The 14,509-nt window shown below is 66.3% G+C and carries 18 protein-coding genes and 1 tRNA gene; 9 read left to right on the forward strand and 10 right to left on the reverse strand.

Going from position 1 to position 14,509, the window contains the following annotated elements:
* The first annotated feature begins 11 nt into the window (after nucleotides 1–11).
* The gene (locus tag SPYCA_RS12220) at nucleotides 12–740 is read left to right on the forward strand and encodes a hypothetical protein (RefSeq protein WP_232003289.1); all 729 of its coding nucleotides are present in this window, start codon (nucleotides 12–14) and stop codon (nucleotides 738–740) included.
* On the opposite strand, the gene SPYCA_RS12225 is transcribed toward SPYCA_RS12220, so the two are convergent.
* From SPYCA_RS12225 to SPYCA_RS12240, 4 genes are all read right to left on the reverse strand, one after another.
* Entirely contained in the window at nucleotides 731–1,054 is a 324-nt protein-coding gene (locus SPYCA_RS12225; RefSeq protein ID WP_120220777.1) for a hypothetical protein, read from the reverse strand. The two genes, SPYCA_RS12220 and SPYCA_RS12225, sit on opposite strands and share 10 nt — an antisense overlap.
* Nucleotides 1,051–1,659 carry an RNA polymerase sigma factor gene (locus SPYCA_RS12230; RefSeq protein WP_120220779.1) on the reverse strand — a complete coding sequence of 203 codons (609 nt, stop codon included), beginning with the start codon at nucleotides 1,657–1,659 and terminating at the stop codon, nucleotides 1,051–1,053. Before SPYCA_RS12230 ends, SPYCA_RS12225 begins: the two co-directional genes overlap by 4 nt.
* Nucleotides 1,586–2,191 carry a hypothetical protein gene (locus SPYCA_RS12235; protein WP_146625134.1) on the reverse strand — a complete coding sequence of 202 codons (606 nt, stop codon included), beginning with the start codon at nucleotides 2,189–2,191 and terminating at the stop codon, nucleotides 1,586–1,588. Before SPYCA_RS12235 ends, SPYCA_RS12230 begins: the two co-directional genes overlap by 74 nt.
* A 263-nt stretch (nucleotides 2,192–2,454) precedes the next feature.
* A tRNA-Gln gene (locus SPYCA_RS12240) sits at nucleotides 2,455–2,528 on the reverse strand.
* Nucleotides 2,529–2,683: 155 nt separating this feature from the next.
* Here SPYCA_RS12240 and SPYCA_RS12245 point away from each other — a divergent pair.
* Together SPYCA_RS12245 and SPYCA_RS12250 are read left to right on the forward strand one after the other, a co-directional pair.
* On the forward strand, nucleotides 2,684–3,988 hold the full coding sequence (locus tag SPYCA_RS12245; RefSeq protein ID WP_120220783.1) for an FAD-dependent oxidoreductase: 1,305 nt from the start codon (nucleotides 2,684–2,686) through the stop codon (nucleotides 3,986–3,988).
* Nucleotides 3,985–4,398: a DoxX family protein gene (locus tag SPYCA_RS12250; RefSeq protein ID WP_120220785.1), complete on the forward strand. Its 414-nt coding sequence runs from the start codon at nucleotides 3,985–3,987 to the stop codon at nucleotides 4,396–4,398. Before SPYCA_RS12245 ends, SPYCA_RS12250 begins: the two co-directional genes overlap by 4 nt.
* Before the next feature lie 123 nt (nucleotides 4,399–4,521).
* Here the strand turns inward: SPYCA_RS12250 and SPYCA_RS12255 are convergent, their stop codons facing one another.
* Nucleotides 4,522–5,781 carry a dipeptidase gene (locus tag SPYCA_RS12255; protein WP_120220787.1) on the reverse strand — a complete coding sequence of 420 codons (1,260 nt, stop codon included), beginning with the start codon at nucleotides 5,779–5,781 and terminating at the stop codon, nucleotides 4,522–4,524.
* On the opposite strand from SPYCA_RS12255, the gene SPYCA_RS12260 reads away from it, so the two are divergent.
* Nucleotides 5,780–6,097 (forward strand): hypothetical protein, encoded by a 318-nt coding sequence (locus SPYCA_RS12260; RefSeq protein ID WP_120220789.1) that lies wholly within the window; start codon nucleotides 5,780–5,782, stop codon nucleotides 6,095–6,097. The genes SPYCA_RS12255 and SPYCA_RS12260 overlap by 2 nt on opposite strands.
* A gap of 21 nt (nucleotides 6,098–6,118) precedes the next feature.
* Nucleotides 6,119–7,294, forward strand: a complete 1,176-nt coding sequence (locus SPYCA_RS12265; RefSeq protein ID WP_120220790.1) for an acyl-CoA dehydrogenase family protein — start codon at nucleotides 6,119–6,121, stop codon at nucleotides 7,292–7,294.
* Nucleotides 7,295–7,307: 13 nt separating this feature from the next.
* Here SPYCA_RS12265 and SPYCA_RS12270 read toward each other — a convergent pair whose 3' ends face one another.
* Both SPYCA_RS12270 and SPYCA_RS12275 read right to left on the reverse strand, forming a co-directional pair.
* On the reverse strand, nucleotides 7,308–7,904 hold the full coding sequence (locus SPYCA_RS12270) for an HAAS signaling domain-containing protein (protein WP_120220791.1): 597 nt from the start codon (nucleotides 7,902–7,904) through the stop codon (nucleotides 7,308–7,310).
* Nucleotides 7,901–8,227: a PadR family transcriptional regulator gene (locus SPYCA_RS12275; RefSeq protein WP_120222314.1), complete on the reverse strand. Its 327-nt coding sequence runs from the start codon at nucleotides 8,225–8,227 to the stop codon at nucleotides 7,901–7,903. Before SPYCA_RS12275 ends, SPYCA_RS12270 begins: the two co-directional genes overlap by 4 nt.
* 76 nt (nucleotides 8,228–8,303) lie before the next feature.
* Between SPYCA_RS12275 and SPYCA_RS12280 the strand changes: the two genes are divergently transcribed.
* Nucleotides 8,304–8,939: a hypothetical protein gene (locus tag SPYCA_RS12280; protein ID WP_120220792.1), complete on the forward strand. Its 636-nt coding sequence runs from the start codon at nucleotides 8,304–8,306 to the stop codon at nucleotides 8,937–8,939.
* A gap of 83 nt (nucleotides 8,940–9,022) precedes the next feature.
* Nucleotides 9,023–10,231, forward strand: a complete 1,209-nt coding sequence (locus SPYCA_RS12285) for a M20 metallopeptidase family protein (protein ID WP_120220793.1) — start codon at nucleotides 9,023–9,025, stop codon at nucleotides 10,229–10,231.
* Here the strand turns inward: SPYCA_RS12285 and SPYCA_RS19070 are convergent, their stop codons facing one another.
* The 3 genes from SPYCA_RS19070 to SPYCA_RS12300 all read right to left on the reverse strand — a co-directional run bounded on the left by SPYCA_RS19070 (nucleotide 10,232) and on the right by SPYCA_RS12300 (nucleotide 13,422).
* Nucleotides 10,232–10,807, reverse strand: a complete 576-nt coding sequence (locus tag SPYCA_RS19070; protein WP_146625135.1) for a hypothetical protein — start codon at nucleotides 10,805–10,807, stop codon at nucleotides 10,232–10,234.
* On the reverse strand, nucleotides 10,804–12,390 hold the full coding sequence (gene nadB / locus SPYCA_RS12295; RefSeq protein ID WP_120220795.1) for an L-aspartate oxidase: 1,587 nt from the start codon (nucleotides 12,388–12,390) through the stop codon (nucleotides 10,804–10,806). The genes SPYCA_RS19070 and nadB overlap by 4 nt, the downstream gene beginning before the upstream one ends.
* Before the next feature lie 108 nt (nucleotides 12,391–12,498).
* A complete protein-coding gene (locus tag SPYCA_RS12300; protein WP_120222315.1) occupies nucleotides 12,499–13,422 on the reverse strand; it encodes an ABC transporter ATP-binding protein in 924 nt (307 codons plus the stop codon).
* Nucleotides 13,423–13,523: 101 nt separating this feature from the next.
* On the opposite strand from SPYCA_RS12300, the gene SPYCA_RS12305 reads away from it, so the two are divergent.
* Together SPYCA_RS12305 and SPYCA_RS12310 are read left to right on the forward strand one after the other, a co-directional pair.
* Nucleotides 13,524–14,084: a DUF4402 domain-containing protein gene (locus tag SPYCA_RS12305; RefSeq protein ID WP_232003291.1), complete on the forward strand. Its 561-nt coding sequence runs from the start codon at nucleotides 13,524–13,526 to the stop codon at nucleotides 14,082–14,084.
* Between the two features lie 138 nt (nucleotides 14,085–14,222).
* The gene (locus tag SPYCA_RS12310; protein ID WP_120222316.1) at nucleotides 14,223–14,426 is read left to right on the forward strand and encodes a zinc-finger domain-containing protein; all 204 of its coding nucleotides are present in this window, start codon (nucleotides 14,223–14,225) and stop codon (nucleotides 14,424–14,426) included.
* The last annotated feature ends 83 nt before the right edge of the window (nucleotides 14,427–14,509 follow it).

The raw sequence follows: 14,509 nt of genomic DNA on the forward strand, positions 1-14,509 counted from the left end.
AACCGATGAGCATGAGCGAGGTCGACAAGATCCGCCTTTCGGCCGAAGCCGCGATCGAACGGTCGCGCGAACGACAGCGACCGATCGGCACCAAGAGCGTCGCGCTGCGCCGCCAGCATCTTTACAGGAAGCTCGGCCGGATGCTGATCGCGGGGGGCGTGCTGCTACTCGGCGCCGCACTGTTCGGCGCGCTGATCCAGCCGCTCGGCTTCACCGGACTGCTCGCGCTGTTCGTCCTGCTTGTCGGCGTCGCGATACTCTTAGGCAAATGGCCGCCCTTCCCCGAACCGCGGCAGGCGGACCTGCCGAAAACCGATTTGAAACAGCTCGCCGGGCGCACCGAAATCTGGCTGGAAACGCAGCGGCCCGCGCTCCCCGCGCCCGCGCGCCAGCTGGTCGACGGCATCGGCGTCCAGCTCGACCTGCTCGCGCCGCAGCTCCAGACGCTCGATCCCGCGACGCCTGCCGCCGCGAACATCCGCAAGCTCGTGGGCGAAGACCTCCCCGAACTCGTCGCGGGTTATCAGCGCATCCCGGCGGGGCTGCGCAAGGAAGCGCATGCCGGGCGCACCCCTGACGAAACCTTGCTTGGCGGCCTGAAAATGCTCGAAAGCGAGATCGGCAATGCCGCGCGCAGCCTCGCCGCGGGCGAACTCGACAAGCTCGCGACGCGCGAACGCTATCTCCAGCTCAAATATCAGGGGATCGACGACGAACAGGCGCCGGGCGGTCAGGCCTGACGCCAGCGCTGCGTACCGAGCCACAGCAGCAGCACGAGCAGCAGCGGCGACGCGAGCTTCCACTCGCCCGGACCGGCCAGCGGCGCGAGCAGCGGCGCCGACGACAGGAGCCAGAGCGCGGCCAGCAGCGCACCCGCCGCGAGCGCTTCAAACGCAAAGCTGCGCCAGAAACGCCCGCGCGCCCGCTTGTACGCCGCCTGCGCGTCAATCGAACGGTCGATGCGCTGCACGAACCCCCGGTCGCCCGGCCGATCGGGCGGCGCCAGCATCGCCGCAAGAAGAGCGTCGGCGTCGGCTTCGCTTGGCTGTGTCATGGCGTCGGTTCTCCGGCGATCATTTTCTGCGCCTTCGCGCGCCCGCGCAAGACAAGCGATTTGAGCGTGCCGAGCGGCACGCCCATGATCGCGGCGGCCTCGCCATGCGAGCAACCGTGGCCGATGCATAAGGTGAGCGCCGCGCGCTCCTGCGGCGACAGCGCCGCCAGCAGGCGGTCGGCGTCGACGGCCGCGTCGCTGGCCGACCGCGGGTCGGTCGACGTCGCGTGCGCTTCGTCATCGCGTGCGATGGCGGCGCGCCGCCGTGCCGTGCGCCGCTGGTCGAGGAACAGGCGCCAGCCGATTCCCATGACCCATGCCGCATAACGTCCCTGCCCCCGATACTCGCCCGCCCGCTGCCACGCGCGAACGAAAGCCTCCTGCGCCAGATCGTCGGCGTCGCATCCCGCGGCCCGCGCCAGGAACGCCCGCACCCGCCCCTCGTACCGCAGCACCAGGAGCTGGAATGCGGCGCGATCGCCCCTCGCGACACGCTGGCTGAGCGCCCAATCTTCATCGGCCTCTCCCCCGTCACGCAGCGGCGCGCTCCTCGACAGCGGCGCTGCGCGCCAGGCGGCGACGGACCAGCAGCGCCGCTCCGACAAAGGCGGGGAAAAGCGCGGCGCCCGCCGAAATGCGGATCAATTGCTCATGCCCCTGGATCAGTCCGAAACCCGCCATCGCGAGACCGATCGCGAGCAGGACCAGCGCGTTGCGGTCATCGCCGGGCGCGTCGGTGCGCTGACCGCCCAGATGCTCATATGGCTTGTTGAGCTTGTCGATCAGCGGGGTCACGGCCTCCGATTTTGCCTCGAGCGCCCGGCGGATCGAGCGATGGAGCATCCACGCATGAAGCAGCCGCGCCAGCAGGAAAAATCCGACGATGAAAAGCGCAACGAACGTCGCATTCTCGACGGCGTTGAAAAAGCTGTCGCTGATCGCCACCAATTCGGTGGTTGGCGGCGGCGGCGGCAGAAAGGCGGCAATATCGCGCGGGTCGATATAGGCCGCGACATCGGCCGGGCTGATTGACTGTGCGCCGGCGACGGGCACGGCAACGGCCGTGGCGGGCGGCGCCGCGGCCGACATGGCGGGGGCGCTCGAGGCCGTCGCCGCGGTGGTGATCAACTGGTCCATCAACGCATATTCTCCTTGACACCGGACAGCGTGGTGAAAACGGGTGGCGGCCCGCGCCGGGGCACGGATGATCCGCACCGGGGAGCACAGCTTCCATGACCGCGCAAGGCCGCCGCCCGGATCGGCAAGCGCGCCGATCATCGACTGGACGGTGCGGCCGCGCGTTTCGGATGCACATGGGCGGCGTTTTTTTTTTGCGAGATCGCGGCGCACCTGCATAGCGCGACCGGCGGCAGGATTTGGGTTGGCCTGTCAGAAGAAAATGGATGCCCCGCGAGGATTCGAACCTCGATAGACGGAATCAGAATCCGTAGTCTTACCATTAGACGACGGGGCAAAGAGGGGCGCGCAATATGATCAGGCGCGCGGGCTGTCAAGGCCGCTGCGCCCATCGGCAACAGTCTGCTTGCCCTGCGGCATTTCGCCGCTAGCATCGCCCGCATAACAAGGGGGGCCGCGCCCCGGCGCAGGCGCCCGCATAGGAGTGGGCTGATGCGTCATGTCGCGATCGTCGGGTCGGGTCCGGCGGGCTATTATACCGCCGAAACATTGCAGAAGGCGGACGACATCGCGGTCGACGTCATCGACCGGCTGCCCGTCCCCTATGGCCTGATCCGCACCGGCGTCGCGCCCGATCACCAGTCGATCAAGGCGGTGTCGCGCCGTTATGAGGGCGTCGCGCTGACCGACAATGTCCGCTTCGTCGGCCATGTCGCGGTCGGCACCGACGTCAGCATCGACGAGCTGGTGGTGCTGTACGACGCGGTCGTGCTGGCGACGGGCGCACCGAACGACCGGCCGCTCGACATAGCCGGCGCCGACCGGCCCGGTGTGATCGGCAGTGCTGCCTTTGTCGGCTGGTACAACGGCCACCCCGATTTTGCCGATCTGAATCCGCCGCTCGACGCCCCCGGCGTCGCGGTGATCGGCAATGGCAATGTCGCGCTCGACGTCGCACGCATCCTCGCCAAGACGCCTTCCGAATTCGCCGGTAGCGACATCGTCGCGCACGCGCGCACGGCGCTCGCCGCCAGCGGGGTGCGGCATATCCACATCCTCGGCCGCCGTGGCCCCCATCAGATCGCGATGACGCCCAAGGAGCTGGGCGAACTCGCGCATCTGGAGCGCGCCAGCCCGCGCGTCGACCCCGCCGATCTGCCCGACGAGGGCGACGACGCGCTGCTCGAACCGGGAATGCGCAAGTCGGTCACGCACCTGCGCAGCTTCGCCGCCAATCCCGTCGCCAAGCCCGTGACGATCGATTTCGACTTCTTTGCCATGCCGGTTGCGATCGAGGGCAGCCAGGAAAATGGGGGTCGCGTTCGGCGCGTGATCGTCGAAAAGACCGCGCTCGACGCCGATCTGCGCAGCCATGGCACGGGGGAAACCTATGCCATCGACGCGGGGCTGGTGATCAGCTGCATCGGTTATCAGACGCCGCCGATCCCCGGCGTGCCCTATGAACATGGTCGCGGCCGCTTTGCGAACGACGAGGGGCGGATATTGCCCGGCCTCTATTGCGTGGGCTGGGCGCGGCGCGGGCCGTCGGGGACGATCGGCACCAACAAGCCCGACGGCGCGCGCATCGCCGAAATGGTGCTGGACGACATCGGCCGCGGCGCGGGCAAGGCGGGACGGCCGGGGCTCGACGCGCTGCTCGCCAGCCGGGGCGTTGCGCCCGTCACCTTTCGCGACTGGCGCCGGATCGAGGCGGCGGAAGTCGCGGCGGCGCTCGACGGCAACCCGCGTGAGAAGTTCACCAGCGTCGAGGCGATGCTCGCCGCGATCGGGCGATGACCGAGCGCATCCGCACCGCGCTGCGCTGGCTGCTCGCGCTTGCCTTCGGCTATGCGGGGTGGCGGCATCTGGCGACACCGGAACCTTTTGTCGCGATCACCCCGCCGTGGGTGCCGCGCCCCGATCTGGTCGTCGCGGCGACCGGGATCGCCGAGATCGCGGGCGCGATCGGGCTGATGATCCCCGCCACCCGCAAGGCCGCCGGCTGGGGCCTCGCCCTCTATGCGCTGTGCGTCTGGCCCGCCAATGTCCACCACGCGCTCGCCAATGTCGCGATCGGCGGGGAGACGCTCGGCTGGTGGTATCATGGCCCGCGCCTCGCCGCGCAGCCGTTCATCATCTGGTGGGCGCTATGGGCGAGCGGCGCGGTCGAGTGGCCGTTCGGGAAAAGGAAAGCCCCTCCCCCTTGATGGGGGAAGCGGCGAGCCCCGGATCAAGTCCGGGGCGCAGCGGTGGGGGTGAGGTCGCGGGCAAAAGCGTACGCCGGCAACCTCACCCCCACCCAACCCTCCCCCATCAAGGGGGGGGGACTTTTAACTTGCGGCCGGCGTCTCGATCGGCGGCTGTCCCTTCTGCCTTGCCGCATGGGCCTCGACCGCTTTCAGCACGCGCAGCATGTTGCCGCTCGCGATCTTTTCAAGTTCGGCCTGCGAATAGCCGCGCCGCGCCAGTTCGACGAACAGCGCCGGATAGCCCGCGACATCCTCCATCCCCACCGGCGCCGAATCCATGCCGTCATAGTCGCCGCCAAGCCCGATATGGTCGACGCCGATCGTGCGCTTCAGATGGTCGATATGGTCGGCAACCCTCGCGACCTGCGTTTTCGGGGCGGGGTTCGCGTCGTCCCACGCCTTCAGCGTCGCCGCGGCCGCCGCGGGATCGCCGGGATACATGGCCTTCAGCCGTGCCTCTTCGGCGGTGCGGCGGAGGCCGTGCGCGCGGACATCGGCGTCGAGGAAGCCGGGCAGGAACACGACCATCACGATCCCGCCATTCGCCTTGACCGCGGGCAGCACGCTGTCGGGAACGTTGCGCGGATGATCGTTCACCGCGCGCACGCCCGAATGGCTGAACATCACCGGCGCCCTCGACGCCGCAAGCGCATCCTGCATCGTCGCTTCGCTGACGTGGCTCAAATCGACGATCATGCCGATGCGGTTCATCTCCTGCACCACCTGGCGTCCGAAATCGGTGAGGCCGTCATGTTCCGGCGCATCGGTCGCGCTGTCGGCCCAGGGCACATTCCTGCCGTGGGTCAACGTCATGTACCGCACCCCCATGCCGTACATTTCGCGCAGCACCGCCAGACTCGACCCGATCGAATGGCCGCCCTCGATCCCCAGCATCCCGGCGACCTTGCCCGCCTTCATCGCCTTTTCAAGCTCCGCCGCATCGCCCGCAAGCATCAACCGGGCGGGGTAACGCGCGACCAGCCGCCGCATCACGTCGATCTGTTCGATCGTCTGCTGCACCGCTTTCGCTTCATTGGTGGTCGATGGGACATAGACCGACCAGAATTGCGCGCCGACATGCCCGCGGCGCAGCCGGTTGAGGTCGGTGTGCATCGCGATCCGGTCCTCGGTCGCGGTGTCGGTCGTATCGACGAAATCGAAATCATTGATGACGTTATCGACACGCGCGCGCAACGCCCAGGGCACGTCATTATGCCCGTCGAACACCGGCGCCTTCCTGAGCGCGGCCTCGGCCACCGCCTCGGGCGAGGTCTGGGCGGCGGTGGGAGTGGCGGTAAGGGCGAAAGCGGCAAGGCCGACGAGCAGGGAGGCTTTTTTCATGGCGCGCGACCCTAACCACTTGTTTGCGCAGCGCAAGCGTGCGCCCGCAAGGTCGCGCCTTCTTGTCTCACGCAAGAGGCGCAAAGGCGCAAAGAAGAAGAATGGCGATCTCGCGCGAAGTTACAAAGAGGGCAGCGGAAGAAAATGCCGACTGGGCGAGAATCGGCGCGAAGCGCCATCATGGTCGCCTGCGGCGGCCAATTATCAATCGCACGCGCTCTTTGTGTCTTCGTTTGAGATTTTCTTCTTTGCGCCTTTGCGTGAGATTTTTCCGTCGCCGCATCTCGCGAGCAAACGCACCTTGACGTTTACGTAAACCCCGCGCAGCATCGCCCCCATGACAGCTTTCGACGACTGGCGCGCCCGTTCGCCCTATTATGACGAGACCCACGACGCGCTGGCGCAAAGCGTCCGCCGCTTCGTCGAGCGCGAGATCGCGCCGCATATCGACCGCTGGGAAGCCGAAGGCGAGCTGCCGCGCGAACTGCACAAAAAGGCCGCCGAGGCGGGCATTCTTGGCCTGCGCTATCCTGAGGAATATGGTGGCCATTCGGAGGGTTTCGACATTTTTCACGGCCTCGTCGTCACCGAGGAACTGGCAGCGGTGGGCGCGGGCGGGCTTGGCGCGTCGCTGATGACGCATGGCATCGGCCTGCCGCCGATCCTTGCCCTGGGTTCGGAAGAATTGAAGCGGCGCGTCGCGCCGCCGGTGCTGGCGGGCGAGAGGATCATCGCGCTCGGCATCACCGAAGCGGGCGGCGGCAGCGACGTTGCGAACCTCAAGACAACCGCCAGGAAGGACGGCGACAGCTACATCGTCAATGGCGGCAAGATGTTCATCACGTCGGGCATGCGCGCCGACTGGCTGACCTGCGCGGTCCGCACCGGCGGGCCGGGCGCTGGCGGCATCTCGCTGCTGCTCATCGACATGGACGCGCCGGGGGTCGAACGCACGCGGCTCGACAAGATGGGCTGGCGGTGCAGCGATACCGCCGCCATTCATTTCAGCGATGTGCGCGTCCCCGCCGCCAACCTGATCGGGCGAGAAAATGCCGGCTTCATCGGCATCATGCGCAATTTCAACAGCGAGCGGCTCGGCATGGCGATGGGCTGCTGCGCCTACGCCCGCGTCGCGATGGCCGAGGCGGCCGGATGGGCGCAGAACCGCCAGACCTTTGGCCGCCCGCTCGTCGGCCACCAGTCGATCCGCATCAAGCTCGCCGACATGGAACGCCAGATCGAAGCAACGCAGGCCTGGGTCGACCTCTGCGCCTGGCAGGTCAAAGAGGACAGGGCCCGCCCCGCCGACTTCGCGATGCTGAAGGTGCAGGCGACCCGGATGCTGGAGCATGTCGCGCGCGAGGCGGCGCAGATCCTCGGCGGCGCCAGCTACATCACCGGCAGCAAGGTCGAACGCATCTACCGCGAAGTCCGCGTCAATGCCATCGGCGGCGGCAGCGAGGAAATCATGCTCGATCTGGCGGGGCGGCAGTTGTTTGGGGGGACGCGTTAGTTGGGGGGACGTGTTAGGAGGCCAGCCGCTGCGCGTAGCGATCGAGCCGCGCAAGCTGTGCCATCAGCACGGTGAGCAGCAGCAATTCGACCAGCCCCGTCGCGACGATCAACGCATACGCCATATCCCCGCTCGCACCCTGAAACGCGCGCACCAAACTCGCCCCGACCGATAGCGCCAGACTCCCGGCGGCGAAATGCAGCCAGCGGCGCACCAGCGCGATCCGGCGACGCGGCGCAATCCACCACGCCGCGCCGATGCACACCAGCGCCGCTAGTAACCCGCCGCGATCGAGCCAGGTCAGCGGATCAGCGCTGCCCGGAATATCGAGGACGACCGTCCGCAGCCGCATCAGCAGCAGGGTTCCGCCGCCAAGCAGCGCGGCCGCCACGCACGTGCCCCGCAGTCGGTCGGGCAGTGCCGCCTCGGCATAGGCGCGCGCAATGTCCGCGGGCCGCCCGAAGCGCTGCACCGCGGCGGCCTCGCCCACCTGGTCGGCGGTATCCCAGAGATGCGATTCGATCTCATCACGCACCCGGCGTGACAGGCTGGGATCGAACGCCAGAACATCGTCGAGTTCGTTGAGATAGGCGGCGATCGGCCCCTTCATGTTCGCGCGCCCAGTACCCGGTCGATGCCGGTGGCAAAGCTTTGCCAGCCCGCGCGCCGTTCGACCAGCGAGCGGCGACCGCTATCGGTCAGTGAATAGACCCGGCGTTTGCGCCCGCCGTCGGGCTGCACCCAGCGGCTCGCGAGCAGCCCGGCGAGTTCGAGCCGGTGCAGCGCCGGATAGATCGTGCCCTCGGGCAGATCGAAACGGCCACCGCTGCGCGCACGGATGGCCTCGATGATCGCATAGCCGTGCAACGCGTCGTCGCCGATCGTGGCGAGCAGCACGGCGTCGAGGTGCCCCTTGAGCATTTCGGCAGACATGTCGACCAATTTAGCCTTGCAACGCTAGGTATTCAAGTTATACCTAGCATTACTAGGCTTGAAGAGGGAGGATGTGATGACGGCGACGACAACCGGAACACTGGCGCCATCAGGCTGGACCGAGGGCTGGGGACTGTTCTGGACGCTGACTCTGGCGCTCGCCGCGATGGCGCTCGCCTTCCTCTTCGCCATCGGCTGGGACACCGAGGGCTATCGAATGGTGATTCGCGCCACCGCGCGCACTTCGCTGGTGCTGTTCCTTGCCGCCTTTGCGGCGTCGGCGGCCTTTAAGCTGTGGCCCGGCCTCTTCACTCGATGGCTCCGTCGAAACCGCCGCCAGCTTGGGCTTGGCTTCGCTATGTCGCACTTCATCCACGCTCTGGCGATCATCGCGCTGTGGAGATCCGATCCAAGCGTGTTCTGGCTGCTGTCCAACCCCAGATCGATCGCCACCGGGGGCGCCGCCTATGTCTTTATCGCGCTCCTCGCCGCTACGTCGTTCGACCGCATGGCCAAGCTACTGGGTTCCAAGTTGTGGTCGCGACTGCACTGGTGGGGGGCGTGGATCGTTGCGCTCAGCTTCATCTTCACCAACGGCAAGCGCATCCCGGTGAGCGATTGGTACGCGCTACCGGTCGCACTGGTCGTCGCAGTCATCATATTGCGCGTCAGTGCGGGACGAAAGCAGCGTGGAGCGGCGACGCTGGCCTGAACGAGGGCGTCAGCGTCCGCGCGCTCGACTTCGCGGCGGATCGGCGGCAGAATACTCGCCACCCCCGGAACGAGAGGCCGCGCATGACGCTTAACACCACCAGTCCTTGGCCCGCCGAGGCCGAAACCCTGCTCGACGATCTCGTGACCCTGCGCCGCGCCATCCACCGCGAGCCCGAACTTGGTTTGCAGAACCCGAAAACGCTCGCCAAGATCAAGCAGGCCCTCGCCGGGCTGCCGCTCGAATTGCGCGAGGGACCGTCGACCACGGGGCTGGTCGCGATCCTGCGCGGCCCCGCCAACGGGCGCACGGTGCTGCTGCGCGGCGACATGGACGCGCTGCCGCTGGTCGAGGATACGGGACTCGATTTCGCGTCCGAAACCACCGGCGCGATGCACGCCTGCGGGCACGACACGCATGTCGCGATGCTCGTCGGCGCGGCGAAATTGCTGTGCGCAGCGCGCGATCGACTGCCCGGAACGGTGATGTTCATGTTCCAGCCGGGCGAGGAAGGGCATCATGGCGCGCGCTTCATGCTCGAGGACGGGCTGATCGACCCGCTGCCCGACGCCGCCTTTGCGCTCCACATCATGCCCAACGCGCCGCATGGGATTTTCGCGGGGCGCGCGGGACCGCTGCTCGCCTCGTCCGATGTCCTCTCGATCACTGTCAAGGGCGCGGGCGGCCATGCGTCGATGCCGCACGATGCGGTCGATCCGATCCCCGTCGCCTGCGCAATCGTCACCGCGATTCAGACGATGGTGACGCGCAAGGTTTCCGTCTTCGATCCCGCGGTGGTCACGATCGCGAAGATCGCGGCCGGGACGACGAACAATATCATTCCCGAAAGCGCCGAGATGCTCGGCACGATCCGCACCCTGTCACCCGAGCGCCGGGCGATGGTCGCGCGCGAGCTGAGGCGCCTCGCCCCCGCGATCGCCGAGGCGCATGGCTGCACCGCCGAGGTGCATATCGAAGAAGGCTTTCCCGTCACCATCTGCGACAGCCGCGCCGCCGCTTTCGGCCAGCGCGTCGTCGAGGATGTGTTCGGTGAAGCGGCGTGGCTGACGATGGACAATCCGGTGATGGGCGCCGAGGATTTCGCCTATGTCCTCGAAAAGGTGCCGGGCGCGATGTTCTGGCTTGGCGCGAGCCAGGAGGGTAGCGACTGGCGGGCGTGCTGCGGCCTCCACAGCAACCGCATGATACTCGACGAAAAGGTGATGGCGCGCGGCGCGGCATTGCACGCGGCGCTGGCCGAGCGGTTCCTGAGCGAGGGGTTCGGAACTTAACTATGCAACTTCCACGATCAGACAGCGCGATTCTGGAAGTAGACGATCACTACAAATAGGTCCCCAGCAGCTGGCAATGTCATAGATCCCCGCCAGCACAACTCTGGAATCTTTGGCACCTGTGGGCCTTTGAATTGGCCCCGTCACAGGCAAACCCGCTACCCGGAAATGGTTGTGAATCCAGCTCCCCCGGCCCGAATCACGCCAAAACACATCATCATCCGTAAGCATTAGCGCGACGCCAGAGTCCGCTTCACCCGCTCGAACAATTGCCTCGACAAACTCTATGTCAGCGCAAAAGGCATACATCGTCTCGGGATGCTGGCCATTCACGGGAACCTTAAGTTCGACAGCATATCTTTTGCCGTCCATTGTGACGAACAAGTCCAAATTTATCTTCGGCTTGAGCGTAGAGCCATGGAGCCTTGGCACTCGCAGGCATTTTTCAAACTCGACCTGAAAACCGGCCTCTCTAAATCCAACGGCCAGTTCCAACTGCAATGAACGCTCGTTGCTTATTGGGCCAACGGCCGCAGGTGGAGCAACGAGAAACTCTTTGAGCCAGGCTGCAATCACGGCACCAGCACCGTATCGACCGGCTCGGCCAGCATGTCGGGGTAATCGAGCGTATAATGCAGCCCGCGGCTCTCCTTGCGGTGGAGCGCGCTCCGCACGATCAGCTCCGCGCATTGCAGCAGGTTCCTGAGCTCGATCAGGTCGGTCGTGACCCGGAAATGGCCGTAATAATCCTCGACCTCGTCGGTCATCATCTTGATGCGATGCTGCGCGCGCTCCAACCTCTTCGTCGTGCGCACGATGCCGACATAGTTCCACATGAAGCGGCGGATTTCCGTCCAGTTCTGCTTGATGACGACCTCTTCGTCCGAATCGGTGACGCGGCTTTCGTCCCATGCGCGGATCGCGGGCGGCGGTTCGAGCCGGTCCCAGCGCGCGATGATGTCCTTCGCCGCCGCCTCGCCGAACACGAAACATTCAAGGAGGCTGTTCGACGCGAGGCGGTTCGCGCCGTGCAGCCCGCTTTCGGTGCATTCGCCCGCCGCATAGAGGCCCGGCAGGTCGGTGCGCCCCGCCAGGTCGATCAGGACGCCGCCGCAGGTATAATGCTGCGCGGGCACCACGGGGATCGGCTGCTTCGTCATGTCGATGCCGAGGCCGAGCAGCTTTTCATGGATGTTGGGGAAATGCCCGGCGACGAAATCGGGATCCTGATGGCTGATGTCGAGGTGGACATAGTCGAGCCCGTAACGCTTGATCTGGTCGTCGTTCGCGCGCGCCACCACGTCGCGCGGCGCCAATTCGGCGCGCGGGTCGTAATCGGGCATGTAGCGGTGCCCGGTTTCGGGATGCTTCAAAATCCCGCCCTCGCCGCGCACCGCCTCGGTAATCAGGAAATTCTTGACCTCGAGGTTGAAGAGGCAGGTCGGGTGGAACTGCATCATTTCCATGTTGCTGACGCGCGCGCCCGCGCGCCACGCCATCGCGATGCCGTCGCCCGTCGCGCCCCTGGGCGCGGTCGAGAATTGATAGACGCGCCCGGCGCCGCCGCTGGCGAGGATCGTCGCGCGGCCGACATGCGCGTGGACCTCCCCGCTCGCCTCGTCGAGCGCATAGACGCCCCAGACGCGTCCCGACCCCGAATAGCGTGTCTCGTGCCGCCCGGTAATGAGGTCGATGCACGCCTGGCCCGGCAACAGGGTGATGTTCGGATGCGCCTCGGCGGTCTTCAATAGCGCCGCCTGCACCGCCCAGCCGGTCGCGTCGTCGACATGGACGATGCGGCGATGCGAATGGCCGCCCTCGCGCGTCAGGTGCAGCGCGCCTTCGTCCATGTTGAAGGGCACGCCCATCTCGACGAGCCGCGCGATCGCCTGCGGCGCATTCTCGACGACGAACTCGACCGTCTCGCGCCGGTTGAGCCCGGCGCCCGCGACCATCGTATCCTCGATATGATTCTCGAACGTGTCGCCCGCGTCGAGCACCGCCGCGATACCGCCCTGCGCCCACGCGGTCGACCCGCCGGTGAGGTTGCCTTTCGCGAGCACCAGCACCTTGCAGTGGTCGGCAAGGCTGATCGCGGCGGTGAGGCCAGCGGCGCCGGATCCGACGATGATGACATCGTGGCTATTCTCGGTCGTCATCCAGCAACCTCTATTCCCGTTCGTGTCGAGCGAAGTCGAGACACCCATCGCGGCGGCTCAAGGCGGCAGGGCATCTCGACTTCGCTCGATGCGAACGGCAAAAAAGGGTCACCCATTGGCCGTGCGCGTCAGATTGAGGAACACATCCTCAAGGTCGGCCTCGCGCGTCGACACGTCGACGATCCCATGCCCCATGGCGTTGACCGCGGCGAGCACCTCGCCCGCATTGGTGCGGTCCTTGTTGTAATGGATGGCCAGCCCCCGTTCACCCTCGCGCTCGACCTTGTCGAAGGCAGCGTGCGACGGCAGTTCGGTCACGTCCGCATCCAGGGTCACCACAACGATCTTCTCGCGCGCCATATCGACCAGCTCGCGCGTCGGCTTGTTCGCGATCAGCCGACCATGGTTGATGATCGCGATCCGGTCGCACAGCTCCTCGGCCTCTTCCAGATAATGCGTCGTCAGCACCACCGTGACGCCGCGGTCGTTCAAGGACTGCACATAGCCCCAAAGCTGCTGCCTGAGTTCGATGTCGACCCCCGCGGTCGGCTCGTCGAGGACGATGATCGGCGGCGAATGCACCATCGCCTTGGCGACGAGCAGGCGCCGCTTCATGCCCCCCGACAGTGTGCGCGCATAGGCGTCGCGCTTGTCGGACAGATGCACCGCGGCGAGCAGCTCGTCCGAAATGCGCCTTCCCCTCGGCACGCCATAAAGCCCCGCCTGATTCTCCAGCGTCTCATAGGGCGTGAAGAAAGGATCGAAGACGATCTCCTGCGGGACGATGCCAATGGAGTATTTGGCGTTTCTGGGATCGGCGTCGATGTCGAAGCCCCAGATGCTCGCATGGCCGCTGGTCTTGTTGACCAGGCCCGCGAGGATGTTGATCAGCGTCGACTTGCCCGCGCCATTGGGGCCGAGCAGCCCGAAAATCTCGCCCCGCGGTACGTCGAAACTGACCTTGTCGAGCGCCTGCTTGCCGCCGGCATAGATTTTGGAGACGGCGTCGATGCGGATCGCGGCTTCGGTCATGGCCGCTTCCATAGCGGCGCGACCGTGTCGACGAAAGGCGGCATTTGATACCGAACTGCCCGTTAACGATAAATTGGAAACTCGCGGCTAGGAGCAGGGCCGTGAGGACCAGCCACATCTTTTGCCCGCTGCCGATGCAGCGCGGCCTGACCGCCTTTGCGATTCTGATCGCGTCCACCGCCGCACCGCCGGTTGTGGCGCAGACCGATACGCAGGCCGAGGCCGAAGCGATCGTGCTTCGTCCGCTTTCCTTCTTCAAGGTCAATGACCTCGACTTCGGCGACATCGTCCCGTCGGCGAGTGCGGGCACCGTGCGCATCCACCCCGACGGATCGCGCAGCCGCACCGGCGGCGTCACGCTGGCGGGCGATGACGGCGAACCAGCGCGCTTTGCCGGGCTCGGCGGTTTCAACCGCCAGGTCAATATCTCGCTGGGATCGAACAGCATCTGGATCACCGGGCCGGGCACGCGGATGCGCGTCCGCAATTTCGAAATTGGCAGCACCCCGACCGCGATCCTGTCGACCCGGCCGACGCGCTTTCGCATTACTTCGCCGCTTGGCAACTACAACTTCCCCGTCGGCGCGACGCTCGAGGTCGGGGCGAACCAGGCGCCGGGCGAATATAGCGGCACCTTCTCGATTACGCTCAACTATCTTTAGAGCTTCTGTGGGGGGGGCGACGGCACCGGGGGACCACTGGCACCCGGACGGGGCTTGCACCGGTGCCGTCATAGTCCTCCTCAGGCGATGCGCGCACCCGATTGCCCAGCCTTCGCGCGCTTGCTATGGGCGCGGTCGATGACCCAGCCCGCACCCGCACCCGAAACGATCCGCACGTCCAGAACCCGCATCGCCTGCGACGGCACCGGCGACGGCCTCGCCGATGCGGCGCTCGGCCATCCACGCGTGTGGCTCGAAATCGACCCCGACACCGGCTTCGTCGATTGCGGCTATTGCGACCGCCGCTTCATCCTGATCGGCGGCGTCGCCGACCAGGCCTGATGCCCCAAGGGTAAACGCCCGCTTTACCAAAGCTGTGCATCGCCGATGAACGCGCTGCTGGCATATCTGTGTCAGGCAGGAGC

The organism is Sphingopyxis sp. FD7 (assembly GCF_003609835.1).
Lineage (GTDB): Bacteria > Pseudomonadota > Alphaproteobacteria > Sphingomonadales > Sphingomonadaceae > Sphingopyxis.

Coding starts and splice junctions, on each gene's coding strand:
- SPYCA_RS12220 (WP_232003289.1), top strand. CDS start 12: ATGAGCGAGGTCGACAAGATCCGCCTTTCGGCCGAAGCCGCGATCGAA.
- SPYCA_RS12225 (WP_120220777.1), bottom strand. CDS start 1,054: ATGACACAGCCAAGCGAAGCCGACGCCGACGCTCTTCTTGCGGCGATG.
- SPYCA_RS12235 (WP_146625134.1), bottom strand. CDS start 2,191: ATGGACCAGTTGATCACCACCGCGGCGACGGCCTCGAGCGCCCCCGCC.
- SPYCA_RS12245 (WP_120220783.1), top strand. CDS start 2,684: ATGCGTCATGTCGCGATCGTCGGGTCGGGTCCGGCGGGCTATTATACC.
- SPYCA_RS12250 (WP_120220785.1), top strand. CDS start 3,985: ATGACCGAGCGCATCCGCACCGCGCTGCGCTGGCTGCTCGCGCTTGCC.
- SPYCA_RS12260 (WP_120220789.1), top strand. CDS start 5,780: ATGGCGCGCGACCCTAACCACTTGTTTGCGCAGCGCAAGCGTGCGCCC.
- SPYCA_RS12255 (WP_120220787.1), bottom strand. CDS start 5,781: ATGAAAAAAGCCTCCCTGCTCGTCGGCCTTGCCGCTTTCGCCCTTACC.
- SPYCA_RS12265 (WP_120220790.1), top strand. CDS start 6,119: ATGACAGCTTTCGACGACTGGCGCGCCCGTTCGCCCTATTATGACGAG.
- SPYCA_RS12270 (WP_120220791.1), bottom strand. CDS start 7,904: ATGAAGGGGCCGATCGCCGCCTATCTCAACGAACTCGACGATGTTCTG.
- SPYCA_RS12275 (WP_120222314.1), bottom strand. CDS start 8,227: ATGTCTGCCGAAATGCTCAAGGGGCACCTCGACGCCGTGCTGCTCGCC.
- SPYCA_RS12280 (WP_120220792.1), top strand. CDS start 8,304: ATGACGGCGACGACAACCGGAACACTGGCGCCATCAGGCTGGACCGAG.
- SPYCA_RS12285 (WP_120220793.1), top strand. CDS start 9,023: ATGACGCTTAACACCACCAGTCCTTGGCCCGCCGAGGCCGAAACCCTG.
- nadB (WP_120220795.1), bottom strand. CDS start 12,390: ATGACGACCGAGAATAGCCACGATGTCATCATCGTCGGATCCGGCGCC.
- SPYCA_RS12300 (WP_120222315.1), bottom strand. CDS start 13,422: ATGACCGAAGCCGCGATCCGCATCGACGCCGTCTCCAAAATCTATGCC.
- SPYCA_RS12310 (WP_120222316.1), top strand. CDS start 14,223: ATGACCCAGCCCGCACCCGCACCCGAAACGATCCGCACGTCCAGAACC.